Below are 23,963 nucleotides of genomic sequence, written 5' to 3'. Positions count from 1 at the left end.
CCAGTGGACATTTCACCGGTCGTCTCGCGCCTGCGCGCGGCGGGCTGCGTCTTCGCCGAGGACGAGGCGGACCTGCTGGTCGCCGCCGCCGCGACCCCCGCCGAACTCGACGCACTGGTGGACCGGCGCGTCGCCGGGTTGCCGCTGGAGCAGCTGCTCGGCTGGGCGGAGTTCCACGGCCTGCGGATCTCCGTGCGGCCCGGCGTGTTCGTGCCGCGGCACCGCACCGAGTTCCTGGTCGACGTCGCCGTCTCGCTCGCCCCGCCCGATCCGGTGGTGCTCGACCTGTGCTGCGGCTCGGGCGCGCTGGGTGCGGCGTTCGCCGCCGCGCTGCGCCCGCGTGAGCTGCACGCGGCCGACGTCGACGCCGCGTCCGTCGCCTGCGCCCGCGTTAACCTCCCGGACGCCCACGTCCACCAGGGCGACCTCTACGACGCGCTGCCGTCGTCGCTGCGCGGCCGGGTCGACGTCCTCATGGCCAACGTTCCGTACGTCCCTTCGGACGCCGTTGCGACCATGCCGCCGGAGGCACGCCTGCACGAACCCCGCGTCGCGCTCGACGGCGGCCCGGACGGCCTCGACCTCGCCCGGCGCGTCGCCGCGGGCGCGCCGCACTGGCTCGCGCCGGGCGGGACCCTGCTGGTGGAATCGAGTGACCGGCAGGCGCCGGTCCTGGCCGGGATCTTCACCGCGGCCGGGCTGATCCCGCGCGTGCACGATGCCGACGAGCTGGGCGCCACCGTCGTCACGGGCACCACCCGGACGTGACCTCACGTTCCGGTGCCGCCGCGCGTCTACAGGGTGTGACCGTGAAACCGTTCGAGCAGATCGTGGCCGAGCACGGGCCGATGGTCCTCCGGGTCTGCCGGGCCGTGCTCGGCCCGGCCGACGCCGAAGACGCCTGGTCGGAGACCTTTCTCGCCGCCCTCAAGGCGTACCCGGAGCTGCCCGCCGGGGCGAACGTCCAGGCGTGGCTCGTCACGATCGCGCACCGCAAGGCCGTCGACGTCACCCGCGCGCAGGCACGCCGCCCGGTGCCGGTCGGCGAGATCCCGGACCGGCCCGGCCGCGCCGACCCGTGGAACGGCGACCTGTGGGACGCGCTGGCGAAGCTGCCGGACAAGCAGCGTGCCGCGGTCGCCTATCACTACCTGGCCGGGCTGCCCTACCGCGAGATCGCGGAGATCACCGGAGGCACCGCGGACGCCGCCCGCCGCGCGGCCGCCGACGGCGTCAAGGCCCTGCGAGCCGTCTACCCCCTGGAAGGAGCGCACTCATGATCGACGTCATCTCGTCGTTCCCGGTGGCCTACGAGGTCCTGCCGGACCGCATGCACGAGCGCCTCACCGCCGCCGCCGAGCGCGAGGGCCTGCTGGACGTCGCCTACCGCACGCTCGACACCCCGATCGGCTCCCTGCTCCTGGCCGCGACCGCGCAGGGGCTGGTCAAGGTGGCCTTCGCCCGCCAGGACCACGACGCGGTGCTGGCCGAGCTCGCGGCCGCGATCAGCCCGCGCATCCTCCGCGCGCCGTCCCGCCTCGACCAGGTCACCCGCCAGCTCGACGAGTACTTCACCGGCGGACGGCGGGCGTTCGACGTCCCGCTCGACTTCCGCCTGGCCCGGGGGTTCCGCCTGTCGGTCCTGGAGCACCTGCCCGAGATCGGCTACGGCCACACGGAAAGCTACGCCCAGGTCGCGGCGGCCGCGGGCAGCCCCAAGGCGGTCCGCGCGGTCGGCACGGCGTGCGCGCTCAACCCGCTGCCGGTGGTGGTGCCGTGCCACCGAGTGGTCCGGTCGGACGGTTCGTTCGGCCAGTACGCGGGCGGCGAGGAAGCCAAGCGGATCCTGCTGACGATGGAAGCGGCCTGAGCTTCCGGGGAGACCCCGGCGAAATCTTCTCGCCGGATCGATCTCACGTTTGGTCCCACCAGGACGTCTACCGGGTATGAGCACTTTCGAAAAGCGCGTTGCCGCGGCCGACTGGGAAGCGGTGGCCGCCGAGGTCGACGACTACGGCTGCGCACTCCTGCCGCCGCTGCTGACCCCTGCCGAGTGCGCGAAGCTCATCGCGCTGTGGGACCAGCCGGAGCACTTCCGCGCGACAGTCAACCTGCGGCGCCACCGCTTCGGGGACAACGGCGACTACCACTACTTCGCGGCACCGTTCCCGGAACCCGTGGAGCGCCTGCGGCAAGCGCTCTACCCGCGGCTGCTGCCGATCGCGCGGGACTGGTCCGCCCGTCTCGGCCGTGAGGCGGCCTGGCCGTCCACTTTGGACGAATGGCTGGCCGTCTGCCACGACGCCGGGCAGCGGCGGCCGACCCCGATCCTGCTGCGCTACGAAACCGGCGGGTGGAACGCCCTGCACCGCGACCTCTACGGCGACAAGGTGTTCCCGCTGCAGGTCGTGATCAATCTCAACGACCCGGGCACCGACCACACCGGCGGCGAGTTCCTGCTGGTCGAGCAGCGGCCACGAGCGCAGTCCCGTGGCACCGCGACACTCGTCCCGCAGGGCCGCGGCCTGGTGTTCACCACCCGCGACCGCCCGGTCCGCTCGGCCCGCGGCTGGTCGGCGGCGCCGGTGCGCCACGGCGTTTCGGCGGTCCGTTCGGGCCGCCGGCACACCCTGGGCCTGGTCTTCCACGACGCGGCATGACCGACGCGGAGCTCGAAGCACTCGTCGGCTTGATCGGCGGGGCACGGCACATCGTGCTCGGCACCGCAGCCGACCCAGTATCGCGAGCCGACGGCGAGCGGATCGCCGCGGCGTGGGGCGGCCTCGTGCTGGCGACGGTGACGTGGCCGGAGACGGCGGCGTCGTGGCTGCGCCCAGCCCGGCGGTTTGCGGCGCCGGACCCGGACGTCTGGGTCGTCAGCGCCACCCCGGCCGGCTGGGCCGGCATGGCGCGGCGGCTGCGGACGTCGACGTCGTGGCGTCCACATCGGACGGTCGGCACAGCGGCACTCGAAGCATTCCCGCTGCCCGGCCTGCGCGGCGCGCGGCCGGACGGCAGCACCTGGGAGGACCGATGAAGCACACGATCACCGACTCGCCGATCGGCGAGCTCACCCTGGTCGGCACCGGCGACGTGGTGACCGGCTTGTACTTCCCGCACCACTGGACCCGGCCGGACCGGGCCACGTTCGGCCCGCGCGACGACTCGGCGTTCCCGGAAGCCGTTCGCCAGGTGAAGGAGTACTTCGCCGGACAGCGCACGGAGTTCGACGTGCCGACGCGGGCCGACGGCCCGGAGTTCGATCGGGCAGTCTGGGCGGAGATCGCGAAGATCCCCTACGGCTCGACAGCGACGTACGGCGACCTCGCGAAGGCGGTCGGCGGTCTGCCGCACGAGGTCGGCGCGGCGGTCGGGCGGAACCCGGTGAGCATCCTGGTGGCGTGCCACCGGGTCGTCGGCAAGAACGGGAAACTGACGGGGTACGCGGGCGGGGTGAAGCGCAAGCAGTTCCTGCTGGAGCTGGAGCGCCCGCCGGCGTCGGAGCGCGGGCAGCTCTGGTGAATCACCGGTGGCTCAGGAGCATGGTGGCGCCGAGGCCGGTCATCGTGACGGCGATGAGAACGTCGAGCACCCGCCAGGCGACGGGTTTCGCGAACACCCCGGCGAGCCGCCGCGCCCCGAACCCCAGTGCGCTGAACCAGACGGCGCTGGCGATGCCGGCCCCGAGCCCGAACAGCCAGCGCCCGTCGCCGTGAGCGACCGCGACCGAGCCGAGCAGCAGCACGGTGTCGAGGTAGACGTGCGGGTTGAGCCAGGTGAAGGCGACGCAGGCCAGCACGGCCTTGCGCAGCGGCGTCCGTCCTTCGCCGATGGTCATCACCGAGGGCCGGAACACCCGCCGCGCGGCGAGCGCGCCGTAGCCGAGCAGGAAGATCCCGCCCCCGACGGCGATCACCCCGATCGCCGTCGGCCACCGCTCGAGCACGGCGCCGATCCCGCTGACCCCCAGCCCGATAAGCACCAAGTCGGACACCGCGCAGATCACGACCAGCGGCGCGACCGCGCCCCCGCGCAGCCCCTGCTGCAGCAGGAAGGCGTTTTGTGACCCGATGGCGATGATGAGCGAGAGGCCGGTCCCGAACCCGGCGAGGAGCAGCGCAAGCACGCCGTCGACGGTATGGCCGCCCGGCCGGATCAATCCAGCTAAAGATTCTTACGTAACATTAGCGCTCGTGATGTCCGATCTCCCACTCGACCAGATCAGGACCCTGCTGGCCGTAGTGGACGAGCAAAGCTTCGACGCGGCGGCGGCAGTCCTGCACGTGACGCCGTCGGCGGTCAGCCAGCGGATCAAGGCCCTGGAGCAGCGCACCGGCCGCGTGTTGCTCCTGCGCACCAAGCCGATCTCCCTGACCGCCTCCGGCCAGGTCCTGATCCGGTTCGCGCGCTCGCTGGCGCAGCTGGAGCAGGACGCCCTCGCCGAGCTGGGCCTGGACTCGCCGACACGCACCGTCTCGATCGCGGTCAACGCGGACTCCCTGGCGACCTGGTTCCTCCGGTCCCTGGCGCGCCTGCCGTCGTCCCTCTCGATCTGCTTCGACCTGCAACGAGAAGACCAGGACCACACGGCAGCGCTCCTGCGCGAGGGCCTGGTGATGGCCGCGGTGACAGCTTCACCGCAACCGGTCCAGGGCTGCACGTCGGTCCGCCTGGGCCGCATGCGCTACCGAGCGATGGCGTCCCCGGCGTTCCTCGCCCAACGGCTGGCTTCTCCCCTGTCTGCGTCACTTCCGAACGCACCGGTGATCATGTTCGACCGCAAGGACGATCTCCAGGACCGCTTCCTGCGAGCACTGACGCGCCGCCGGAACTTCACGCTGGTCCGCCACCACATTCCGGCATCGGAGTCGTTCGTCGACGCGGTGGCGGCAGGCCTCGGCTGGGGCATGGTCCCGGAAATCCAAGCGGCGTCCCGAGGCGACGCCCTGGTGGACCTGGCTCCCGATCGCCCCCTGGACGTACCGCTGCATTGGCAGCAGTGGAAGCTGGACTCCCCGGCTTTGGCGGCCGTGGCGGAAGCAGTGGCCGCGGGCGCGAAGGACGCCCTCCGCTGAGAACTCAGCCGGGCGGCGCCGGGAAGTCGCCCACTCCTTGTTCCACCAGGTCAAACGCCTGATCGATCACCGCGGCCTGCTCCCGCCGGACCAGCTCGACGTCGTCACCCGCCATGATGCGGCCCATCGCGTGGGAGAACACCGTCGTGATCGCGGTCGTCAGCAGGCCCGCCACCATGCGGGAGCGGAACGCGTCGCCCGTCTCGGCGACGAACACCTCCGTGAACGCCTCCGCGATCTCCCGCTCCTGCTCGTACCACCGCGCCGTCAGCGCCGGGCTCGACGTCAGCACCCACCAGAACCCGGGCCCACCCGCGATGGCCCCCGACAGAGGATGGCCGGAAGCCAGCAGCGAGTGCTGATGCGCACGCAGCGCGGCACCAGCCGACTGCCCGGCGGTGCGGTCGCGGACCACCGAAGTCAGCTCGGCGAGCCGATCCGCGTGGCGGTCCAGGAAGAGATCCTCCTTGCGCGGGAAGTAGTTGAAGACCGTCATCTTCGACACTCCCGCCGCCTCGGCGATCTCGGCCACCGTCACCTCCTCGAAGCCGCGCTCGATGAAGAGGCCGGTCGCGACGTTCGAGATCAGCAGGCGCGTCGCCTGCTTCTTGCGCTCGCGCAGTCCGGGATCCGCCATGCGCCCGAGTATAGACCGAGCCCAAAGTTTGACTCGGTACAAGTTTCGCGGCATCATCGGAGCCATGAACTGGGATGTGGTGATCTCCGGGGGCGGACCGGTCGGGTTGATGCTGGCCTGCGAACTCCGGCTCGAGAACGTGGCCGTGCTGGTCGTCGAGCGGCTGGCCGAACCGGACCTGACGATCAAGGCCGGGTCGGTCAACCTGACGACCGCCGAGGCCTTCTACCGCCGTGGCCTGCTGCCCGCGGTGGACGAAATCGTGCAGCAGAACGCCAAGCAGATCGAAGCGTTCCTGAAGTCGCGCGGCGGTGGTGGGGACGGCCCGAAGCCTGCGATTCCCGTCGGGCACTTCGCCGGGATCATGGTCGCTTCGAACGGGGTCGACTTCGGTGATCCCGCCTTCCGCGACGTCGGGCCCGCCGCCAACGTCGTCGTGATCCAGCAGCAGGCCGTCGAGGCGGTCCTCGCCGCACGCGCCGCCGAACTCGGGGTGGAGATCCGGCGGGGCGTCGAGGTGATCGGGTTCGACGCCGACGACGACGGCGTCACCGTGCGACTCGACGACCGGACCGCACTGAGGGCCGGGTGGCTCGTCGGGGCGGACGGCGGCCGCAGCTTCGTCCGCAAGCACGCCCGGTTCGCCTTCCCCGGCACCGATCCCGCCGTGACCGGGCGGCAGGCGCTCGCCGAGCTCACCGGCACCGACGCACTCCCCAGCGGCTGGCAGCACGGCAACGGCGGCCTCTACGTCCACGGGCCGATGCCCGGCCGGATGCTCACCGTCGAGTTCGACGGGCCGCCCGCGGACCGCGACACACCGGTCACCGCGCAGGAACTCGAGGACAGCTTCCGCCGGGTCTCCGGCGCGGACGTCCGGGTGACCGAGGTCCACAGCGCGACGCGCTTCACCGACAACGCGCGGCAGGCGACCACCTACCGCCAGGGCCGCGTGCTCCTCGCGGGCGACGCCGCGCACGTCCACTCCCCCTTCGGCGGGCAGGGGCTCAACCTCGGCATCGGCGACGCCGTCAACCTCGGCTGGAAGCTCGCCGCGACCATCCACGGCTGGGCACCCGACGGCCTGCTCGACACCTACACGACCGAACGGCACCCGATCGGCGAGTGGGTCCTCGAGTGGACCCGCGCGCAGGTCGCGCTGATGCGCAGCGACGTCCGCACGAAGGCGCTGCGCCAGGTCGTCACCGACCTGCTGCGCACCGACGACGGCGCGACGTACCTGGCCAAGAAACTCTCGGGCGTCCTGCACCGGTACCCGATCGAGGGCGAGCACGACCTCACCGGCCGCGGCGCGCCGGACTTCGCGTTCGCCGACGGCACCCGTCTCGGCGAGCACCTCCAGGACGGCAAGGCGCTCCTGCTCGACCTCGCCGAGAACCCCGGCCTGCGCGCGACGGCGAGCGGCTGGGCCGGCCGCGTGAACGTGCTGACCGCGAAGTGCGTCAGCGAGCCGTCCCTGACGAGCGTCCTGATCCGGCCGGACAGCTACGTCGCGTGGGCCCGTGAGGACGGCGCGACGACCGGTATGGAAGCCGCGCTGCGCCAGTGGTTCGGCGCACCCGCCTGACACCGGCGTGGGGGCGCGCCACACCGGCGCACCCCCGGGGGACCTCAGTAGGCGACCGCGAAGGCGTGGCTCATCGCGTCGTTGTGCGTCGACGTCGATCCGGCCGCGTCGGGCAGGCCGCTCGCCGCCAGCTGCACCGCGCCCGTCGACCCGCTCACCCAGTCCGTCTTCACGTAGAAGTTGAACTTGGGCACGCAGCCGTTGCCGGTCGCCGCCGCGAAGTGCGTGTTGAGCGGGACGACCAGGTGGTGGACGTCGCGGCGGACGACCGCCGTCACGCTCGCCGACGAGTCCGACTTGCAGAGCGTGCCGTCGGCCTTCCACTGGTTGACGAACAGGGTCACCCGCGCCGTCATCTCGTTGACCGGGCAGTCGTAGCCCGCCGGTTCCGGGTAGCACGCCATCAGTTCCAGATCGCCGAACACGCTGAGCCCGGTCACCGGCGCCGTCTCGAAGATCTCGGTCGCCGGCTCGCGGACCGTCTTCGCCGACGAGTCGAGGCCGAGGACGCGGCCGGGCGGCGTGTCCCCGTCGTCGGCCTGCGGCGGCGTGCCCGCCGTCGTGTTCGCGACGCTGGTGTCCGCGAACTTCAGCTCGCCGCTCACCAGCCGCACGGTCGAGTTCCCCAGCCCGAGGTTCGCGCTGCGCAGGTAGGTCGTGCAGGTGACGGTGCCGGCCGCGCCCGGGTGCACCAGGAAGCGGGTCGTGACGCCGATGTCCCGCAGCGACGCCGGGGCGTTCGCGCTCGCGATCAGGACGTTCTGCCCGAGCACTTCGTTCTTCGTCCAGCCGCTGGTGCTCGAGCAGCGGACCTCGTTGTCGATCAACGTCGTGTTCGACGCGTTGTTCGCCCGCAGCGTCGAGTAGACGTACGCGGTCTGGCCCGCCGTCATGGCCAGCTGCACCGAGCCCAGCGACGCGACGTACTGGGTGTCGTGCGGCGAGGTCACCGTGCGCGGCGTGAACGTCACCGACGTCACCGCCTGCGCCGCCGGAGCGGCGCCGAGCAGCCCCGCGAACGTGGCCGCGCAGGCCACGGCCGCGGCGAAGATCCTGCGTTTCATCGAAATCCCCTCGGAAGATGTGGGTGCGATCCGGCATGATCACCGGCCGGACCGATTCTGACGGCGGTCCGGCGCGTCCGGACCGGTCGGTTCCGGACATTGACCGAAGGCGGCCACCCGCGATGCCCGAGATGTACCCGCTGAACGAGCCCTACGACCCCGGGCTCCTCGACGTCGGCGACGGGCACCGGATCCACTGGGAGACCAGCGGGAATCCCGGCGGCAAGCCCGCGGTCGTCCTGCACGGCGGGCCGGGCCAGGGCAGCGCGCCGGGCATGCGGCGGATGTTCGACCCCGCCCGCTACCGGGTCGTCCTGCTCGACCAGCGCGGCTGCGGCCGGAGCCTGCCGCACGCGACGACGTCGTTGCGCGACAACACGACCGACCACCTGGTGGCCGACCTGGAGAAGCTGCGCGACCACCTCGGGATCGACCGCTGGCTGGTGACCGGCGGCTCGTGGGGCACAACGCTCGCGCTCGTGTACGCCGAACGCTTCCCCGAGCGCGTCACCGAGATCGTGGTCAGCGCGATCAGCACGACGCGCCGCTCGGAGATCGACTGGCTCTACCGCGGCGTGGGCCGCTTCTTCCCCGAAGAATGGGCGCGCTTCAGCTTGGGCGCCGAGGACGACGTCGCCGCGTACGCGCGGCTGATGGCCGACCCCGACCCGGCGGTCCGCGACCGGGCCGCGGCGGCGTGGTGGCGGTGGGAGAACGTCGTGCTGTCCCTCGAGCCCGGCGCTCCGCCGGTCCGCGACGAACCGGTCGACGCGGCCACGCTCGCGTTCGTCCGCCTCACGACGCACTACTACGCGAACGCCGGCTGGCTGGATGAAGGCGCGGTGATCCGGGCTGCCGGGCGGCTCGCCGGCATCCCGGGCGTGCTGATCCACGGCCGCCTCGACCTCAGCTGCCCGGTGACGACGGCGTGGGAGCTGGCCGAGGCGTGGCCGGGCGCGCAGCTGCTCGTCGACGACCACTCCGGCCACCGCGCGAGCGACGTCAAGCGCGGCTGGAAGCTCGCCGCGCTGGACCGGTTCGCGGGTTAGCTCCTAGCCCTCCGCCGCCAGCGTCACCGCGACGTCGATGATCATGTCCTCCTGGCCGCCCACCAGCGCGAGTTCGCCGCAGCGGCGCAGGATCGCCTGCGCCGGGACGCCGTAGCGCTCCGCCGCGCGCTCCGCGTGCAGCAGGAAGCTCGAGTACACCCCGGCCCAGCCCTGCACGATCGCGTTGCGGTCCATCTTCGGCCAGCGGTTCAGGTACGGCCGCACGACCTCTTCGGCCGCGTCCAGCAGGCCGCCGACGTCCAGGCCCGTGTCGATCTCCAGCCGATCGAAGACCGCCGCCAGGACCTCCGTCGGCGAGTTGCCCGCACCCGCGCCGAGCGCGCACAGCGATCCGTCGACGTAGCGGACCCCGGCCTCGTACGCCAGGACGGAGTTCGCGACGCCGAGCGAAAGGTTCTGGTGGCCGTGGTAGCCGACCCAGGCTTCGTCGCCGACCTCGGCGACCAGCGCCTCGAACCGCGCGCGGGCCTCGTGCATCAGCAACGCGCCCGCCGAGTCCGTCACGTAGGCCGCCTGGCAGCCCGCGTCGACCATGATCCGCGCCTGCTTCGCGAGGTCCTCCGGCGGCGTCCGGTGCGCCATCATCAGGAACCCGGCCGTCTCCATGCCGAGCTCGCGCGCCAAGCCGAAGTGCTGCGGCGAGACGTCGGCTTCGGTGCAGTGCGTCGCCACCCGCACCATCTCCGCGCCCGCGTCGAACGCGCGCTGCAGGTCCTCCGCCGTGCCGATGCCCGGCACGAGCAGCACGGCGATCTTCGCCTGCTTCGCCTCTTCGCGCGCCGCGGCGATCAGCTGCAGTTCGTCGACGGCGGAAAAGCCGTAGGTGAACGACGAACCGCCGAGACCGTCGCCGTGGGTCACCTCGATCACCTCGACGCCGGCGCGGTCCAGCGCGCGCACCGTATCGCGCACCTGCTGCTCGGTGAAGCGGTGCGCCATCGCGTGACTGCCGTCGCGCAACGTCGTGTCGACGATCCGGACGTCGTGCTTCAACTTGGGGCGAGTCACGCCGGCACCTCCTGCATAGCGCGCGCCATCAACTCGCCCACCCGGGCGGCCGCGGCGGTCATGATGTCGAGGTTTCCGGCGTACTCCGGCAGGTAGTCGCCGTTGCCGCGGACCTCGAGGAAGATCCCGACCCGCGCGTTGCCGTCCCACTCCTCCCGCGCGTCGTCGAACTGCGGATCGGCACGCAGCGAGTAACCCGGGACGTACTCGCGGACCTCGTCGACCATCTCGTGGATCGACGCGGTGATCGCGTCGCGGTCGGCGTCGAGCCCGATCGCGCAGAACACGGTGTCCCGCATGATCATCGGCGGCTCGACCGGGTTGAGGATGATGATCGCCTTGCCCCGCCCGGCGCCGCCGATCTCGGCGACCGCGCTGGACGTCGTGCGCGTGAACTCGTCGATGTTCGCGCGGGTGCCGGGCCCCGCGCCGCGCGAGGCGACCGAAGCGACGATCTCCGCGTACGGCACCGGCGTCACCCGGGAAACCGCGTGCACCATGGGGATCGTGGCCTGCCCGCCGCAGGTGATCATCGAGACGTTCGGCGCGTCGAGGTGCGCGCCGAGGTTCACCGGCGGGCACACCATCGGGCCGAGGTGCGCCGGGGTCAGGTCGATCGCGTGGATGCCGGCCGCCTCGTACCGCGGGGCGTTGGCCGCGTGCGCCTTCGCCGACGTCGCCTCGAACACCAGCTCCGGCAGGGGATCCTGCCGCAACAGCCAGTCGACGCCCTCGGCGGACGCTTCGATCCCCTGCGCGCGGGCGCGCTGGAGCCCGTCGGACTCCACCACGCCGACCATGTATCCGACTTCGATCACTTCACTGCGTCGCAGCTTCGCCAGCAAATCGGTGCCGATGTTGCCGGGGCCGACGATCGCCGCCTTCACGGGAGCCATGCCTGCGACCGTCGCACCGCCGCGCCGGGCCAGGACAGCCTTGCGTTCCGGTCAGCGGAACGTCGAGACTGGTCGAATTCTCCGGCGGCCACCTGCTGAACCGCGCCGCGGCGAGACGCGAGGCGGCGCAGCACGGGCGAACCTCACAGCTCCTGGTGGTCCGCGTGCGCCACCGTGGCCTCCCCCACCGGGCGCCCGTCGGTCACCCGGAAGTCGTCCACGGCGTCCAGGACGAACGTCGGGGTGCCGGCCACCTTGTCCGCGCGGCAGTGGTGCACGTCCAGATCCGCGACGTCGCGGACGACGAACGCCGGGCGCGTGTCGGACGCTCCGAACCGGACGTCCACATTGTCCAGGCTGATTCCGCGCGCGTGGCGGATGAAGAAGCCGTACGCCGGCAGCGTGCCGAACATCGACGGCTCCGGGTAAGCGGTTTCCAGCTCCGGCGGGTTCTGGACCGCGTCGCCCGGGGTGAGGCCGCCCGCCAGGTGGTGGCGGATGTTGCTCAGCTTCACGTCCTCGATCGGGTGGCCCGGGATGCCCGCGAGGCACGACGGGTACCGCGGATCGGCGTCGACCGTCGTCACGTCGCTGATGCTGACCCGGCGCAGGAAGCCGACCGGGATGCCCGCCGGACCGCGCATCCGCGCGCCCAGCCTCAAGAACAGCGGCATCTGGACCTTGCGCATCGTCAGGTTGGTGATCGTCACGTCCTCCAGCCACCCGCCGTCGACCGTCTCGAGCGCCAGGCCGCGGCAGTACTCGAAGACCACGTTCGAGATCGCGATGTTGCGGAACCCGCCGTTGGCCTCGGTACCGAACTTGACGCGGCCGGTGCGTCCGTACGACGACGTCTTGAACGTGCCGTCGAGCAGGGTGCCGAGGTCGTAACCGCTGACGAAACAGTTGTCGATGGTCACGTTTTCCGTGTCCCGCACCCGGTTGAGCGCGTACGAGCTCTTGAGCACGATCGCGTCGTCGTTCGGCGAGTTCACCGTGGTGTTGGCGATGCGGACGTTCTTGCAGCAGTCGATGTCGATGCCGTCGCGGTTGGTGTCGATGACGAGGCCGTCGATGCGGAAGTTGTCGACGCCGGTCGGCAGGATCGCGAAGTGCCCGCCGTTGACGATCGTGAGGTCGCGGAGCGCGACGTTGCGGCACAGCTTGAGCGCGATCGCCTTGTTGCCGTTGAGCGGCGCGGACTCCGTGCTGCCGCCGGCGACGAGCCCCTTGCCGTCGATCTTGCCCGGGCCCTCGATGGTGACGTTCTCCAGGTTCTCGCCCCAGATCAGGCTGTTGTGCCAGTGGCTGTGCCCGAAGTCCTGGTACGGGTTGCCCGCGCCCGGCTCGGCTGGGTCGTAGCCCTGGCCGCCGGCCGGCGCGGCCGCGAGGATCGTCGCGTTCGCCGCCAGGTAGAGCGCGACGTTGCTCTTGAGGTGGATCGAATAGCTCGCGTACGTCCCGGCCGGGAAGTACACGGTTCCGCCGTGGACCGCGGCGGCGTCGATCGCGTGGTTGATCGCCGCGGTGTCGATCGTGCGCCCGTCGCCCTTCGCGCCGAACTTCGTGACGTCGAAGAACCGGCCCGGCGCGTAGTCCGGAGACAGTTCCTGCGCCCCGGCGGGCTGAGATCCGATCAAAGGCAGCGCGGCGCCCGCGGCTCCCCAGGTGACGACACGACGGCGGCTCAACGCTCTGTCCACTCAAGCTCCCTAACTCGCCACGGCAGGAGCGCCTCGCGGCGCTCCCGACGGCGGATCGGGATGACGATCAGGCTAGGAGCAATTCATCGGATGAGTCAAGCGCGGCCCCCACCAGAGTGGGGGCCGCGCTCGTCAGTCCAGCACCTCGCGGACGGTGCCCGCCGCCACCGTGAGCCGGCCTTCGCGCATGGCGAACCCGAGGCCCGGGCTCAGCGCGACCGGCTGGCCGAGCTCCACGGTCAGCGACGCCGCCTCACCCGGCCGGACCGCCTCGACGCCCTCGGCGAGGGTCACCACCCCGACGACGTCGCTGGTGCGGAAGTGGAACTGCGGCCGGTAGTTCGCCGCGAACGGCGTCCGCCTGCCACCCTCGGCGGCCGACAGCACGTGGACGTCCGCGCGGAACCGCGTGTGCGGCCGGACGCTGCCCGGCAGGCAGACGACCTGCCCGCGCCGGACCTCGCCGCGCTTCACCCCGCGCAGCAGCACCGCGGCGTTGTCGCCCGCCTCGGCGCGCTCCATCGGCTTGCCGAACGTCTCGAGCCCGGTGGCCACGCTCGCGACGGCCGGCCCGAGCCCGATCACCTCGACCGCGTCGCCGACCGCGAGGGTGCCCTGCTCCACCGCGCCGGTCACGACGGTGCCGCGGCCGGTGATGGTCAGGACGTTCTCGATCGGCATCAGGAACGGCAGGTCCAGCCGGCGCGGCGGGATCGGCACGTGCTCGTCGACGGCCGCGAGCAGGTCGAGGATCCGCTGCGTCCACAGCGGGTCGCCCTCGAGCGCGCGCAGCCCGGACACGCGCACGACCGGCACCGCGTCGCCGTCGAACCCGTAGCGGGTCAGCAGCTCGCGGACTTCGAGCTCGACCAGGTCGAGCAGGTCCTCGTCGTCGGCGAGGTCGGCCTTGTTGAGCGCCACCACGAGGTGCTCGACGCCGATCCGGCGCGCCAGCACGACGTGCTCGCGCGTCTGCGGCATCGCGCCGTCCTGGGCCGAGACGACCAGCACGGCACCGTCGAGCTGAGCCGCGCCGGTGATCATGTTCTTGACGTAGTCGGCGTGGCCCGGCATGTCGACGTGCGCGTAGTGCCGGGTGGGCGTCTCGTATTCGACGTGCGCGATGGTGATGGTGATGCCGCGCTCGATCTCCTCCGGCGCGCGGTCGATGCGGTCGAAGGCGACGTAGCGGTTGGGTCCGCCGCGCTCGGCGAGGACCTTGGTGATGGCGGCGGTGAGGGTGGTCTTCCCGTGGTCGACGTGCCCCATCGTGCCGATGTTGACGTGCGGCTTGGTGCGCACGTACTGCTGCTTGGTCATGGTTCTTCCCTGTGCTGGAAACGGACTGCGCGCGAAACCGGGTGAAGGCGCCGACCCTCCCCCGGCGGTTCCGCGCCGTGACCGGAATCGGGGAAGGGTCAGCTTCGGGCGCCGCTGGTCACGTGCGGAAGCGGCCGTGCCGAAAGGGCGCTCGGCAGGGACACGCCTGCGAGCGTCGCGCTATCGGACACGGGGAACATGATCCGCAGGGTGTCACGGGAAAGGTGGGGTGTCACCCGGTTTTCCGGGCTGCCGTAACACCTGCGGCACCGCAGCCGACTCTGGGCGCTGTCATCCGGCCGATTTTGGAGCGACAGCATGGACCACAGCGAACTCGCGACCGCGACCGTCGTCGCCATCGCCGACCATTTCGGCGCGGTCCGCTCGGGAGCCGGGGTTTCGGAGCGGGCGTCGCAGACAGTGGCCGAGATCGTCGCGGTGGTCAGGTCGGCATGTGGCATCGATACGCCGATCATCGGGGCCCTGCGGCGGGATCCCGACGACAGCGACGTCCGTGACCACGCGGCTGCGTTGCTGAAGCGCACGCTCCACGACGACGAGCGCGTTGCCCCGGCACTTTCGAGCGCACTGAGCCGGAATGACCTCGACGACGCACCACTCGTGCGAATCCAGGCGCAGGACGCCCTTTCGATCGCCCGAGCCCGCCGCCTCTCCCCGACGCCGGAGCGCGACGTCGACCGCACGCTCATCCGGCTCGGCGCCGGCCTGCTGGTCGTCGGCCTGATCATCGGGGTGTACTTCGTGGCGCGGATTCTGAGCGCGCCGGTCTCGGCGGACTCGACGTGCGACGACTACCTGCGGCTGCCGGTTCAGGATCGGGCGGAAGCCGTTCTTCGCATCGGACTGGATCTGCACAACCAAGACGCGGGCAACCCCCTCATGCGGTTCTCGGTCGACTACGCGTGCGGGATTTCTCCCGAGACGACACTCGGTGCCGTCCTCGGCCGGCCGCGAGGCTACTGAACCCCGCCGGTGCGCGACCGCATCACGAGCGCCGCGACGTGGTACTCGCACGGCTCGTCGCCCCGGTTCGCGTACGAATGCGTGACGTCCGCGGGAAAGTAGACCGAGTCCCCCGCGGTCAGCACGTACCCCGCCGATCCGACGCCCAGCCACAACGTGCCCGACTCCACCGCGACGAACTCGTGCGAACCCGGTGCGTAGGCCGGGAAAGCTCCCGCGTCGCACCGCGGCGGCAGAGTCGTGCGGATCCACTCGAAGTTGACGCCCGGCACGACCGGCGTCAGCACCGTCCGGTGCCAGCCGCCCGGCTCGGCGACGTGGTCCTGCTCGGCCGCGCGGCGGACGACCACCCGGTCGGTCTCCAGGTCGGCCAGCAACCGGGACAGCGAAAGGCCGAGGCCGTCGGCGATGCGGGACAGCACGACCACCGTCGGGGTCTTCTCGCCGCGCTCGATGGCCGACAGCATGCTGACGCTCACCCCGGCTTCCCGGGCCAGCGCGCTCAACGCCGAGCCGCGGTCGGTCCGCAGGGCGTGCAGGCGACGGCCCAGCACCACCGGATCGATCATTCCTCTATAATAACCATCGTGTCCACTATAGCGGAAATCCGGCCGGCCACCGAGTTCGACGCCGAAGGCATCGCGGCCGTCTTCGCGCCGTACGTCACCGGCTCGGTCGTCACCTTCGAGACCACCCCGCCGACCGCCGCCCAGTGGCGCGCGAAGATCCGCGAGAGCAAGCTGCCCTTCCTCGTCCTGGCCGGGACAAGCGTCGAGGGGTACGCGCTCGCCGCGCCGTGGCGGCCGAAGCCCGCCTACCGGCACTCCGTCGAGACGACCATCTACCTCGCCCCCGAAGCCACCGGCCGCGGCCATGGCCGACGGCTGCTGGACGAGTTGCTGAAGCAGTGTGCCGAAGCGGGCGCCAAGCAGGCGATCGCCGTAGTCGTCGACTCCGGCAGCCCCGCGTCGTGGAACCTGCACCGCGCCGCCGGGTTCGCCGACGCCGGCGTGCTGCGGCGCGTCGGGTTCAAGCACGGCCGGTGGCTCGACACCCTGCTGATGCAGCGCGAACTCGGCTGAACCTTCTCTCGGCCGGGACCGGGCTCACCGACCACCCAACACCTGGCGGTCAACGGGACTTGGCCCGCAGGTGCAGCCGCTCCCCCTGTTTCCCGAACAGGCTGAGGATTTCCGCGGGCCGCCCGACCGCGCCGAACCAGTGCGGCAGGCGGGTGTCGAACTCCGCCGCCTCGCCGGGGCCCAGGGTCAGGTCCCGGTCGGCCAGGATCAGCCGGAGCCGGCCCGACAGGACGTACAGCCACTCGTAGCCCTCGTGGACCTGCGGGTCCGGCTCGCCCGTCTCCGGTTCCAGGATCATCTTGAAAGCCTGGGGCGCGCCGGGCTGGCGGGTCAGCGGCAGGACCGTCATCGTCGCGCCGTTGGCGCGCGGGAAGCGGCGCGCCGTCAGGCGGACGCGGGGGTCGCCGACCTCCGGCGCGCCGACCAGTTCGTCCAGCGGCACCTGGTGGGCCTGGGCGATCGGCAGCAGCAGCTCCAGGCTCGGCTTGCGCTGGCCGGACTCGAGCCGGGACAGCGTGCTCTTCGAGATGCCCGTCGCGGCCGATAGGTCGGCCAGCGTGACCCGCCGCTGCGTGCGGACCCGCTTGAGCCGGGGGCCGACGTCGGCGAGGGCCTGGGTGATGGCGTCCGTCATGCTCCCAGGAAACGCCGTTGTCCCGGAAACGGCAACATTTGTTGTCGGAACCGCGAAGCCGGGTTCAGGGTGGCGGCATGACCGAAAACAGCTATGACGTCGTGGTGGTGGGTGGCGGCGCGGCGGGCCTGAGCGCCGCCCTGATGCTCGGCCGCGCGCGGCGGCGCGTCGTGGTCGTCGACGGCGGCGCGCCCCGCAACGCCCCGGCGTCCCACATGCACGGCTTCCTGTCCCGCGACGGCCTGCCGCCGTCCGAACTGCTCAAGATCGGCCGCGAGGAGCTGGCCGGCTACGGCGTCGAGGTCCTCGAAGACCAGGTGCACGGGCTCGAACCGGGCTTCACGGCGCGGCTCGCGAGCGGCCGGGAGCTGACCGCCCGGCGCGTCCTGGTCGCGACCGGCGTCCACGACGACCTGCCGGACATCCCGGGCCTGCGCGAAAGCTGGGGCACCGACGCGGTGACCTGCCCGTACTGCCACGGCTACGAGGTCCGCGACCAGCCGCTCGGCGTGCTCGGCACCGAGCCGGCGAGCGTCGAGCACGCGCTGCTCGTGCGGCAGTGGTCGCCGGACGTCGTCTACTTCGCGCACACCGCACCACCGTCCGAAGAGGACCGTGAACGGCTCGACGCGCGGGGGGTCCGCGTCGTCGACGGGACCGTCACCGCCCTGCGGCGCGAAGGCGGCCACCTGACCGGGATCGAGGTGGGCGCGCGGATCGTGGCGCGGGTGGCGCTGTTCGTCCGCACCCGGACCGTGGCGCACGACGAGCTGCTGCGCGGGCTCGGCTTCGAAGAGGGTGCCGTCGACCCGTCCGGGAAGACGAACGTGCCGGGCGTGTGGGCGGCCGGGAACGTCATCGACGCGCGGGCGACCGTCATCATCGCCGCGGCCCAGGGCGCGGCCGCCGCGGGCGCGCTGAACCACGACCTCGTGACCGAGGACGTCCGGCGGGCGGTCGACGCGTTCGGCGGCTTCACTCCCGAAGCCGAGCGCGCGGCCGCGGCGGCGCGCTGACGTCCTGGCGTTCGGCGGCGGCACGTGCCAGGCTCGGCGGGTGCGTCCAACGCTGTACGAATTCGCCGGCGGCGACCCCGCGTTCCTCGCCCTCGCCGCCGCCCACCACGAGCGCTGCCTGGCCGACCCCGAGCTGAACCACCCGTTCTCGCACCCGGGGCAGCACCCGCAGCACGTCGAACGGCTGGCCCGGTACTGGGCCGAGGTCATGGGCGGCCCGCCGCGGTTTTCCGAAGACTGCAGCGACCACTCGGCGATGCTGCGCATGCACGCCGGCAACGGCGACATGAGCGATCTCGGCCGCCGGTTCGTCGAGTGCTTCGTGCGGGCCGCCGACGACGCCGGCCTGCCCGCCGACCCGGAGTTCCGCGCCGCGCTGCGGTCCTACATGGAGTGGGCGGTCGCCGAGGTGCTCGAGTACCCGGGCCCGGCCGACGACGTGCCCGCGGGGCTCGCGATGCCGCACTGGTCGTGGCACGGGTTGCAGCCGGTGTAACGCCCGGGGCGGCCGCCGCGTCTTGTGAGCAACGACCGGCTGTGGAGGTCCGTCGCAGAGCCGGCTCGGGCGCGTTTCCCCCCAACCCGCCCGGGCCGGCTCGTTCACGACGTCCGAAACCCGCGCGCGGCATTCCCGCGCCGAGCGGGACGGGCCGACCCGCGGCAACCTCGACTACGTCGGCCTCACGCGCGGCGCCACCCGCTGGGCGCCGACCACGTTCACCGCCTCGGTACGGACCGGCGCCGAGTCCGGCCGGCCGCACCGCGGCAGGACCGGCTGCTCACGCGGTTCGGCCGCGGTCTTCGCCGACGGCGCAGCCCAGGCGCTCGGCCAGGTCCGTCAGCGCCCGCCCCAGCGGCAGGTCGACCCGGACCGAGGCGTAGCGGTCGCCGCGGGTCTCGCCGTGGTTGACGATCACCACCGGCTTGCCCGCGGCCGCCGCGTGGCGGACGAAGCGCAGGCCCGACATCACCGTCAGCGAAGAGCCCAGCACCAGCAGCGCGCCGGCCTCGTCGACCAGGCGGTAGCACCGCTCGACGCGCGGCCGTGGCACGTTCTCGCCGAAGAACACCACGTCCGGCTTCAGCACGCCGTCGCAGTCCGCGCACGGCACCGGCGTGAACCGGCGGACCACGTCCTCGGGCAGCTCGACGTCGCCGTCCGGGTTGATCCGGGTGGCCGCGCCTTCGAAGGCCGGGTTCGCCGCCCGCAGCCGCCGGTCCAGCTCGGCGCGCGGGCTGGTGCGGCGGCAGTCCAGGCAGAGCACGCGGTCGAGGCTGCCGTGCAGCTCGACGGCGTCCGCGGTGCCGGCCGCCTGGTGCAGGCCGTCGACGTTCTGCGTGATGACGCCGCCGAAGAACCCGCCGTCACGCAGCGCCGCGACCGCGCGGTGGCCGTCGTTCGGGTCGGCGCGGGCGATGGTGCGCCAGCCGAGGTGGCTGCGCGCCCAGTACCGCTGCCGGCCCGCGGCGCTGGTGACGAACTCGTCGTAGGTCATCGGCGTGTGCCGGCGCAGGCTGCCGGTTTCGCCGCGGTAGTCGGGGATCCCGGACTCGGTCGACAGGCCGGCCCCGCTGAGCACGGCGACCCGCCGCCGCGCGACGACGTCGGCGAGCTCGTCGAGGCTCGAGGTCCGGGGCAGCGGCGCGTCGGGGGACGTCCAGGTCAGGGTCGGGCGGGTCCGCACTACGCCAGCGTACGTGGGCGGGGTAGCTGCTTCTCGAACCAGTGATGGGCGTAGTGCTCGTCGTTGAACGGCGCGACTTCGCGATACCCCGCGGCGCGGTACAGGCCGATTGCTTCGGCGAGCGCGCGGTTCGTCTCCAGCCGCACGGTCCGCACGCCTTCGGCGGCCGCGTGCGCCTCCAGCTCGGCCAGCAGGCGGCGGCCCAGCCCGAGCCCGCGTGCCGACGGCGCCACCCACATCCGCTTGGCCTCGGCGGGCGCGCCGCCGTGGAACTTCAGCGCGCCGCAGCCGACCGGTTCGCCGTGCAGCGTGGCCACCAGCAGGACCCCGGCCGGCGGGGTCATCTCGGCGTCGGCCGCGGAGCTGCTGCGCCCGGGATCGAACCCCTCGTCGAACCGCCGGGCCAGTTCCTCGAAGTAGGCGTGCAGGCAGAACCGGGCGTGCGGGTGCCCGGGCGGGCACGGCGCGACGGCGACCGCCGAGGCCGTCAGGAGCCGCTCGACCTCGGCCATCGCGGTCACGAGCCGGGTGCGCTGCCCGCCGGACAGCGGCGCGAGGAGCGCGGCGGCCGCGTCGTCGGAGAGCCGGTCGAGGGCCGCGCGTTCGGCCTGCCCGGCCTCGGTGAGCCGGGCGGTGCGGACGCGGCCGTCGGCGGCGCTCGGCTCGACCCGCACCAGGCCGTCCCGCTCCAGCCCGCGCAGCAGCCTGCTCAGGTAGCCGGAGTCGAGGTCGAGCCGTTCCCGCAGCGCACGGACGTCGCGCCCGGCGCCGATCTCCCACAGCACCCGCGCCTCGCCCAGCGGACGGGACCGGGCGAGGAAGGCGTCGTCGAGCGCACCGATCCGCTGGGTGACCGTCCGGTTGAACCGCCGGACGCCGTCGACCAGGTCAGGGTCCATTCTCTGACCTTAGTCAGCGAAATCGCAGACCGCCAAGCCCCCGTCCCAGACGGAGTCGACGTCCACAAAGGACTCCAGCAGGGCGGTCAGCCGGGCGTCGCCGCGTCCGTTGAGCGCGTCGGAGGCGATCCGGCGGGCGACGCCGGCGAGGAAGTCGGCGACCTGCACGCGGGCGTCGGACCGCGAGTCGACGAACCGGACGCCGGCCAGCCGGTGCCCGAGCGTCGCCTCGAGCTGCAGCACGCGTTCGCCGGTCAGGGCGAGCTGTTCGTCGTGGACGAGAGCGACCGGGGTGCCGCCGTCGCTGAAGTGCCGGACGGTCCGGATCACCGCGGGCACGAGCGGATCGAGCACCGGGACGAACCCCGGGTCGCTCGCCAGCCGGGCGCGGTAGCGGGCCACGCGGTCGGCGCCGCCGCCCAGCAGCCGCAGGATTTCCCCGGCTTCGCTCCGGTCGGCGAGTTCGCCGGCCAGGGCGAAGAACTCGTCCGGCGACGTCGTCACCCCGCGTCGCGGCTTCAGGCGCAGGACGCTGGTGAAGGCGGCGAGGAAGTACGCCCAGCGGTCGGGCCCGAAGGCGGCGGGGCCGGCGCGGTGGAGGGTGCGCGCCATCGTGTCAGTGCCGTGCTCGGCCAGCAGCGTGACGGCGGCGCGCACGGCGAAGAACGTCTTGTCGGTGAGGTGCACGTGCCCGCGGCCGGCGAGCGGGCCGGCGGGGTCGAGCAGCCATTCGAGCACCGGGCGGTGCTTGCCGCGCAGCAGGTGGTTGGCCTTGTACTCCTCGGCGGGCGAGCCGATGCGGGCCCGGATCTCGCGCACGCAGGCGGCCGCGGCTTCGGGCGTCAGCCGGACACCGGCGTGGGCGAAGACGTCGGTTTCGCCGCCGACGAGGTTTTCACCCTCCGAGCCCGACTCGTCGCAGGCGATCTCGTCCGGGCACACGGCTGACGATGGTGCCAGACCAAGGGCCCACCGGCGACCGATTACCGGACGCGGCGTCCGTCCACGGTGAACCGGCGGAGCAGCGAGAACGCCTGGGGTGTCGGCCCGTGGTCCCGGAGGAAGCCCAGCCGCGCCAGGGCCTGGCCGACGGTGGGGCGCCGGCCGTCGGCCACCCACCACAGGGCGGTGGCGGGCTGCGGTGTCGGCGCGAACCACTCGCGGCGGCGCAGGAGGAACCGCCCGTGCGCGCTGCGGTAGACGAACTCGTGGAGGCTGCGGTAGTCGCGCCACACGGAGACGTTGACGACGACCTCGACCCCGGCGGCGGTGGCGAGTGCGGCATGGCCGTCCGCGCCGAGCCGCCAGACTAACCCGGGAGCGGCCGCGGCCAGCCGTGCGACGCCTTCGAAGGCGTTCGCGAAGCCGGCCATGGCGGGATCGTCGAGCGGCGCGCGCGGCACCGCGACATTCACCTGGGCAAGCTCGGCCACAGCGCCAGCCTAAGCCCGGCGCGCGGTGCATCCCTGTCGGGCGCGGCGCCAGCAGGGTGCCCGGAGCGCGGCGCATCACGGCAGGACCCGGCACGGCCCGCATTCCAGTGGCGCTGATCGCGCGGCCCAGTCCCGTCGCGCGCGGCGCCAACCAGGTCGCCGGAAGCGCGGCGCACCAGAGGACCCAGCGCTGCCCGGACCCCGACGGCGCCGGTCGCACAAGCGGCACCAACCAGGGCCGGAAGCGCGGCGCACCACGGTAAGCCCAATGCGGTCACGGTTGGGCCACGGCGGCTAACGACCATGGCACGTCCGGTGACTCGCGAAGAGTAAGGGTCCTGGGAGGCGCCGATGGCCACGAACGACCGGCCGGCCCGGCTCGCGCTCGTCGCGGCCGTTGTCGTGCTCCTGATGGGAGCCGCGGGATTCCTTGTGCAGCAACGGTTCTCGACCAGTCCGGGTGGGACGGTCACGGTTGCCGGGATCGAGGTCGACGCGCCCGCCGGCACTCGGGTTTCCGTTCGGCCCGCGCCCGAACCCGGTGTCGCGGTGCCGGTGACCCGGCGGATCGGCGGGGGCGCCGACCTCGCATTCGACGGTGGCCGGCCGGTGCGCGTGCGGATCACGGTTCCCGCGCCGCCGCCGGCCGGGTTCGCGCCCGTCGTCATCACCGGCACCAAGCTGGTTCCGGCGGCCTACGACGCCGCGACCCGTGGCATCGTCGCGGACTTGACCCGGCAAGGCGCGTTCTGGGGCGGGCTGCTCGACTTCGCCGCACTGGGCCGCGAAGTCACGCCGGACCCCGCGCCGCGGCCGGACTGCGCCGGGCGCGCGGCCAGCTCCGGCGGCGTCACCGTCGCGCTCGGCGAGCCCGATCCGGCGGCGCCCGTCTCCCCCTGCGTGACCGCCGGTGACGGCCGCGCGAGCGTCACCCTGACGTCGAACGCCCGGGTCCCCTACCGGCTCGCCCTTCCGCCCGGCTGGCCCGACCCCACCGCCCGGACCACCGCGGCGAGCACGTCCGCCGTGCAGTTGTTCGGGCGCCCGCGTCAGCGCGACCTGCTGTGGCCCGGTTCGAGCGTGACCTACGACGTCCCCTTCGGCCGGCTCCCGGCGACCCTCACGGGACGGGCCGAACCCGGCCCCGGACTCGGGGTCGCCCTCGCCACGGCCGCGCACCGCCTCGCCTCGCTGTTCGGGCTGACCGACGCCCCCGAGCCGTCCCCCGGCACGCTGACCTGCGCCGCGCAGCACGCCGAAGACCGGCCGGCGACCGTGTGGGCCGGGCTCGGACCGTGCCACCTCGACGGCGGCGACGTCGTGCGCCGGTTCCTCGACGCCGGGATCGCGCCGGTGACGAGCGCCCTCACGACAGCGAATCCCGCCTTCGCAGTAGCCCTGACCACCAGCCGCGCGCAGCGGTTCACGCAGACCGTCGACTACCGGCCGCGGACCGGCGCCACGACGTCGCGGGCGACGGGCACCTGCGGCTCGGTGTCCGCCGTGTCCGGCCGCCACGACGCCTACCGCTGCACGGCCGGCACCACCACGTACGACCCGTGCTTCGCGACCGGAGCGCGCGTCGTCTGCCCGACGTCGACGGCGAAGGCCGTCCTGCTGACCTACACCGGTGCCCTGCCGGCCCCACCGCAGCCCGGCGGGACGGCCGACCCGTTCCTGCTGACGCTGGAAGACGGCTCGCAGTGCGCCGCCGTCGCGGACGACCCGGCCCCGCGGTTCGCCTGCGCCGACGGCGCCGTCCTGCGCGGGCCACCGGATCAGTCGAGTCCCCTGTGGACGGTCGATGGCCGGACCGTCGCGAAGGCCTACGCCTAGTACGGCGCCGGAACGATGTTCACCAGTCCTCGC

General features: G+C 72.7%; 27 protein-coding genes. 14 read left to right on the top strand and 13 right to left on the bottom strand.

The window, feature by feature from the left end; translation table 11 throughout:
* Nucleotides 1-3: 3 nt before the first annotated feature.
* The 6 genes from OG738_RS31825 (at nt 4) to OG738_RS31800 (ending at nt 3,522) form a co-directional block, all read left to right on the top strand.
* Nucleotides 4-768, top strand: coding sequence for a putative protein N(5)-glutamine methyltransferase (locus OG738_RS31825; protein WP_329046480.1), 765 nt, complete (start codon nt 4-6; stop codon nt 766-768).
* A gap of 35 nt (nt 769-803) precedes the next feature.
* Nucleotides 804-1,280, top strand: a complete 477-nt coding sequence (locus tag OG738_RS31820; RefSeq protein WP_329046479.1) for an RNA polymerase sigma factor — start codon at nt 804-806, stop codon at nt 1,278-1,280.
* Nucleotides 1,277-1,870, top strand: a complete 594-nt coding sequence (locus tag OG738_RS31815; RefSeq protein ID WP_329046476.1) for a methylated-DNA--[protein]-cysteine S-methyltransferase — start codon at nt 1,277-1,279, stop codon at nt 1,868-1,870. The genes OG738_RS31820 and OG738_RS31815 overlap by 4 nt, the downstream gene beginning before the upstream one ends.
* Before the next feature lie 76 nt (nt 1,871-1,946).
* Entirely contained in the window at nt 1,947-2,660 is a 714-nt protein-coding gene (locus OG738_RS31810; protein WP_329046474.1) for a 2OG-Fe(II) oxygenase, read from the top strand.
* Nucleotides 2,657-3,037: a hypothetical protein gene (locus tag OG738_RS31805; RefSeq protein ID WP_329046473.1), complete on the top strand. Its 381-nt coding sequence runs from the start codon at nt 2,657-2,659 to the stop codon at nt 3,035-3,037. The genes OG738_RS31810 and OG738_RS31805 overlap by 4 nt, the downstream gene beginning before the upstream one ends.
* Nucleotides 3,034-3,522, top strand: a complete 489-nt coding sequence (locus tag OG738_RS31800; protein WP_329046472.1) for a methylated-DNA--[protein]-cysteine S-methyltransferase — start codon at nt 3,034-3,036, stop codon at nt 3,520-3,522. The genes OG738_RS31805 and OG738_RS31800 overlap by 4 nt, the downstream gene beginning before the upstream one ends.
* A gap of 1 nt (nt 3,523) precedes the next feature.
* On the opposite strand, the gene OG738_RS31795 is transcribed toward OG738_RS31800, so the two are convergent.
* The gene (locus OG738_RS31795) at nt 3,524-4,126 is read right to left on the bottom strand and encodes a LysE/ArgO family amino acid transporter (protein ID WP_329046471.1); all 603 of its coding nucleotides are present in this window, start codon (nt 4,124-4,126) and stop codon (nt 3,524-3,526) included.
* A 70-nt stretch (nt 4,127-4,196) separates the two neighbouring features.
* Between OG738_RS31795 and OG738_RS31790 the strand changes: the two genes are divergently transcribed.
* Nucleotides 4,197-5,075, top strand: coding sequence for a LysR family transcriptional regulator ArgP (locus tag OG738_RS31790; protein ID WP_442875822.1), 879 nt, complete (start codon nt 4,197-4,199; stop codon nt 5,073-5,075).
* A gap of 4 nt (nt 5,076-5,079) precedes the next feature.
* Here OG738_RS31790 and OG738_RS31785 read toward each other — a convergent pair whose 3' ends face one another.
* Nucleotides 5,080-5,712, bottom strand: a complete 633-nt coding sequence (locus OG738_RS31785; protein WP_329046467.1) for a TetR/AcrR family transcriptional regulator — start codon at nt 5,710-5,712, stop codon at nt 5,080-5,082.
* A gap of 64 nt (nt 5,713-5,776) precedes the next feature.
* Here OG738_RS31785 and OG738_RS31780 point away from each other — a divergent pair, with 64 nt between their 5' ends.
* Nucleotides 5,777-7,300 carry an FAD-dependent monooxygenase gene (locus OG738_RS31780; protein ID WP_329046465.1) on the top strand — a complete coding sequence of 508 codons (1,524 nt, stop codon included), beginning with the start codon at nt 5,777-5,779 and terminating at the stop codon, nt 7,298-7,300.
* Nucleotides 7,301-7,344: 44 nt separating this feature from the next.
* Here the strand turns inward: OG738_RS31780 and OG738_RS31775 are convergent, their stop codons facing one another.
* On the bottom strand, nt 7,345-8,364 hold the full coding sequence (locus OG738_RS31775; protein WP_329046464.1) for a hypothetical protein: 1,020 nt from the start codon (nt 8,362-8,364) through the stop codon (nt 7,345-7,347).
* A 122-nt stretch (nt 8,365-8,486) separates the two neighbouring features.
* Between OG738_RS31775 and pip the strand changes: the two genes are divergently transcribed.
* The gene (gene pip / locus OG738_RS31770) at nt 8,487-9,413 is read left to right on the top strand and encodes a prolyl aminopeptidase (RefSeq protein ID WP_329046463.1); all 927 of its coding nucleotides are present in this window, start codon (nt 8,487-8,489) and stop codon (nt 9,411-9,413) included.
* A gap of 3 nt (nt 9,414-9,416) precedes the next feature.
* Here the strand turns inward: pip and dmpG are convergent, their stop codons facing one another.
* The 4 genes from dmpG to tuf form a co-directional block, all read right to left on the bottom strand.
* Nucleotides 9,417-10,442 (bottom strand): 4-hydroxy-2-oxovalerate aldolase, encoded by a 1,026-nt coding sequence (gene dmpG, locus OG738_RS31765; protein ID WP_329046460.1) that lies wholly within the window; start codon nt 10,440-10,442, stop codon nt 9,417-9,419.
* Complete coding sequence (locus OG738_RS31760) at nt 10,439-11,338, bottom strand: acetaldehyde dehydrogenase (acetylating) (RefSeq protein WP_329046458.1); 900 nt, start codon at nt 11,336-11,338, stop codon at nt 10,439-10,441. Before OG738_RS31760 ends, dmpG begins: the two co-directional genes overlap by 4 nt.
* 143 nt (nt 11,339-11,481) lie before the next feature.
* Nucleotides 11,482-12,978, bottom strand: a complete 1,497-nt coding sequence (locus OG738_RS31755) for a rhamnogalacturonidase (RefSeq protein ID WP_329056903.1) — start codon at nt 12,976-12,978, stop codon at nt 11,482-11,484.
* 195 nt (nt 12,979-13,173) lie between these two features.
* Complete coding sequence (gene tuf, locus OG738_RS31750) at nt 13,174-14,361, bottom strand: elongation factor Tu (protein WP_329046457.1); 1,188 nt, start codon at nt 14,359-14,361, stop codon at nt 13,174-13,176.
* 318 nt (nt 14,362-14,679) lie between these two features.
* Between tuf and OG738_RS31745 the strand changes: the two genes are divergently transcribed.
* Nucleotides 14,680-15,345 carry a hypothetical protein gene (locus OG738_RS31745; RefSeq protein WP_329046455.1) on the top strand — a complete coding sequence of 222 codons (666 nt, stop codon included), beginning with the start codon at nt 14,680-14,682 and terminating at the stop codon, nt 15,343-15,345.
* On the opposite strand, the gene OG738_RS31740 is transcribed toward OG738_RS31745, so the two are convergent.
* Nucleotides 15,339-15,914: a helix-turn-helix domain-containing protein gene (locus OG738_RS31740; protein WP_329046453.1), complete on the bottom strand. Its 576-nt coding sequence runs from the start codon at nt 15,912-15,914 to the stop codon at nt 15,339-15,341. The two genes, OG738_RS31745 and OG738_RS31740, sit on opposite strands and share 7 nt — an antisense overlap.
* An 18-nt stretch (nt 15,915-15,932) precedes the next feature.
* Here OG738_RS31740 and OG738_RS31735 point away from each other — a divergent pair, with 18 nt between their 5' ends.
* Entirely contained in the window at nt 15,933-16,427 is a 495-nt protein-coding gene (locus tag OG738_RS31735) for a GNAT family N-acetyltransferase (RefSeq protein ID WP_329046452.1), read from the top strand.
* A gap of 49 nt (nt 16,428-16,476) precedes the next feature.
* Here the strand turns inward: OG738_RS31735 and OG738_RS31730 are convergent, their stop codons facing one another.
* Complete coding sequence (locus OG738_RS31730; RefSeq protein ID WP_329046451.1) at nt 16,477-17,061, bottom strand: helix-turn-helix domain-containing protein; 585 nt, start codon at nt 17,059-17,061, stop codon at nt 16,477-16,479.
* A gap of 77 nt (nt 17,062-17,138) precedes the next feature.
* On the opposite strand from OG738_RS31730, the gene OG738_RS31725 reads away from it, so the two are divergent.
* Nucleotides 17,139-18,077 (top strand): NAD(P)/FAD-dependent oxidoreductase, encoded by a 939-nt coding sequence (locus tag OG738_RS31725; protein ID WP_329046450.1) that lies wholly within the window; start codon nt 17,139-17,141, stop codon nt 18,075-18,077.
* A 40-nt stretch (nt 18,078-18,117) separates the two neighbouring features.
* On the top strand, nt 18,118-18,573 hold the full coding sequence (locus OG738_RS31720; RefSeq protein ID WP_329046449.1) for a group II truncated hemoglobin: 456 nt from the start codon (nt 18,118-18,120) through the stop codon (nt 18,571-18,573).
* Between the two features lie 283 nt (nt 18,574-18,856).
* Here OG738_RS31720 and OG738_RS31715 read toward each other — a convergent pair whose 3' ends face one another.
* The 4 genes from OG738_RS31715 to OG738_RS31700 are packed head-to-tail and all read right to left on the bottom strand — an operon-like array spanning nt 18,857 to nt 22,094.
* Nucleotides 18,857-19,762: an NAD-dependent protein deacetylase gene (locus OG738_RS31715; protein ID WP_329046448.1), complete on the bottom strand. Its 906-nt coding sequence runs from the start codon at nt 19,760-19,762 to the stop codon at nt 18,857-18,859.
* Entirely contained in the window at nt 19,762-20,661 is a 900-nt protein-coding gene (locus tag OG738_RS31710; protein ID WP_329046447.1) for a MarR family winged helix-turn-helix transcriptional regulator, read from the bottom strand. The genes OG738_RS31715 and OG738_RS31710 overlap by 1 nt, the downstream gene beginning before the upstream one ends.
* 9 nt (nt 20,662-20,670) lie before the next feature.
* Entirely contained in the window at nt 20,671-21,603 is a 933-nt protein-coding gene (locus OG738_RS31705; protein WP_329046446.1) for a DUF3800 domain-containing protein, read from the bottom strand.
* Nucleotides 21,604-21,644: 41 nt separating this feature from the next.
* Nucleotides 21,645-22,094 carry a DUF3291 domain-containing protein gene (locus OG738_RS31700; RefSeq protein WP_329046445.1) on the bottom strand — a complete coding sequence of 150 codons (450 nt, stop codon included), beginning with the start codon at nt 22,092-22,094 and terminating at the stop codon, nt 21,645-21,647.
* Between the two features lie 351 nt (nt 22,095-22,445).
* On the opposite strand from OG738_RS31700, the gene OG738_RS31695 reads away from it, so the two are divergent.
* Entirely contained in the window at nt 22,446-23,930 is a 1,485-nt protein-coding gene (locus tag OG738_RS31695; RefSeq protein WP_329046443.1) for a hypothetical protein, read from the top strand.
* The last annotated feature ends 33 nt before the right edge of the window (nt 23,931-23,963 follow it).

Origin of the sequence: Amycolatopsis sp. NBC_01488, assembly GCF_036227105.1 — a bacterium.
Classification (GTDB): Bacteria; Actinomycetota; Actinomycetes; order Mycobacteriales; family Pseudonocardiaceae; genus Amycolatopsis.
Note: the sequence above shows the minus strand (reverse complement) of the source record. Positions and strands in the feature narration are given on the sequence as shown.